Consider the following 1,813-nt stretch of genomic DNA (forward strand, 5'->3'; position numbering starts at 1 on the left):
GCCAAACTGGTTGGATATGGATCCCTGCTTCATTGAGCTAGGTCAGACGGCCGAAGAGCGATATCGGCGATACGTAACGTTCGTGAAAGAGGCGATACCGGCCGAGGAATTGAGGCTAATTCGCGAGGCGGTTCAGCGTGGACAACTGACGGGAAATCAACGGTTCGTGGACGAGATCGAACGGGTAGCCGGGGTGAGAATAGAGCGGCATGGGCAAGGGCGGCCGAGATTAGAGTAGGGAAAATAAATCTGTCCCCTTTTTTTCACGATTGACTTTGATGGCCACATTATTCGAGCGGAAGTAAAACCAAACGGAAATGTGGTGGGCGGGCACTCAACTGTTACGGGAGATGTACGCGTTATTCCTGGAACCGAGTCGGTGCCGAACGCTCAAGGTGTGTATAGCGCTAAAATTGAAGTGGCAGACCCAGCAAATCCGGGAAGTTACTTGCCAAAGACAAACAATGGCGGAGTATCTACGATGTTTCCAAAATCTTGGACTGCAGATAGGATAAAGGTAGAGGTTGATGCTGCTTTCCAAAATAGGACAGTCACAGGAAATAAGTGGAATGGAACTACGCCAAGTGGCGTAAGGGTCGAAGGTTATCTTAGTCCTAAGACTACGGTTTATCCGAAATTATAGGTGAAAGGGTTAAATGAAGATTAGATATTTTTGGACTGGGGAAGGTGAGAATAAAGAGCCTAGCTGCCAATCTGATGTTTTAAGTGATGATGGCATAGACCTATTAGCATGTTTATTTGTCGATCATGGGGGGCAGAAATATGAAAGCTCCATAGCTTGGTTAGATGAAGGCTTGTCTAGGGTCAATCAGATAAGGCGTGGTGCTATTGAATGTTCTGACTGGAGTCGTGATAGCTGGGGTGTTGAGTTGAGAAATGGAATGGCAAGAATATACTCCTTGTATGATGAGGATTGCTCCGCCGCTATTGCGCTTGATGATTTTGAGAGAGCCTTATTAGGTTGGAAGAGATTTATTCAAGCCGATTGAGTCTCTGTAATGAGATGAAGGAGACAGATTTATTTTTGCTACTCTAAAGCTAAAAGGCAGGTAGGTTTTCCCCGTTCAGTAATTCCTTGCTCTTTAACAATTTACATTTTCGATTTAGAAGAAGAGCACCGTGCAAGACCTCACTGTCGCCACATCCGCAGAGTCCTGAACCCCCGGCCCCGTTATCCCTGGCGGGTCGCTCGCCGGGGCAACGCATGCGTTGCCTGTTTCCGACTCGCCCCACAAGGACCAACTGCACCTGCAACTGGGTGTGGGCCTGAGCGCGGAGCAGATGGCGGCGCTGACCCACGACATCGTGTGGTTGGAAGAGGTCGAGGTGAACGGCGAGAAGGTCCTCGCGCCGGTGGTCTACCTGGCCCAGGCGGAGGGTCGGCTGGCACCCAACGGTGCGCTGATCCAGGGCCGCGACGTGAAGCTGGTGAGCGGCGGCGACCTGCATAACGTCGGCACCCTGCGCGCGCGGAACGACCTCAGCGCGACAGCCGACAACCTCGACAACAGCGGCCTGATCGAGGCCGGCAAGCGCCTCGACCTGCTCGCCGGCGACTCGATCCGCAACCGCCAGGGCGGGGTCATCGCCGGGCGCGACGTGAGCCTCACCGCGCTGACCGGCGACGTGATCAACGAACGCAGCGTGACCCGCTACGACAGCGCGCTCGACGGCCGCACCTGGGAGCGCAGCTTCGCCGACAGCGCCGCGCGGGTGGAGGCGGCGAACAGCCTGAACGTCCAGGCCGGACGCGACATCGCCAACCTCGGCGGGGTGCTGCAGAGCCGCGGCG

Annotated in this window: 2 protein-coding genes and 2 pseudogenes; all 4 read left to right on the forward strand. The window is 54.7% G+C overall.

Features of this window, described 5'->3' with window-relative positions; genetic code table 11:
• A pseudogene (locus JHD77_RS30470) lies at positions 1-238 on the forward strand (transposase); the annotation flags it as partial.
• Between the two features lie 51 nt (positions 239-289).
• Complete coding sequence (locus JHD77_RS30475) at positions 290-643, forward strand: EndoU domain-containing protein (RefSeq protein ID WP_071534145.1); 354 nt, start codon at positions 290-292, stop codon at positions 641-643.
• A 13-nt stretch (positions 644-656) separates the two neighbouring features.
• Positions 657-1,010, forward strand: coding sequence for a hypothetical protein (locus tag JHD77_RS32530; RefSeq protein WP_223677471.1), 354 nt, complete (start codon positions 657-659; stop codon positions 1,008-1,010).
• Between the two features lie 241 nt (positions 1,011-1,251).
• A pseudogene (locus JHD77_RS30485) lies at positions 1,252-1,813 on the forward strand (hypothetical protein); the annotation flags it as partial.

It is taken from the genome of Pseudomonas sp. P20 (assembly GCF_016463925.1).
Taxonomy (GTDB): domain Bacteria; phylum Pseudomonadota; class Gammaproteobacteria; order Pseudomonadales; family Pseudomonadaceae; genus Pseudomonas; species Pseudomonas aeruginosa.

Coding starts and splice junctions, on each gene's coding strand:
- JHD77_RS32530 (WP_223677471.1), top strand. CDS start 657: ATGAAGATTAGATATTTTTGGACTGGGGAAGGTGAGAATAAAGAGCCT.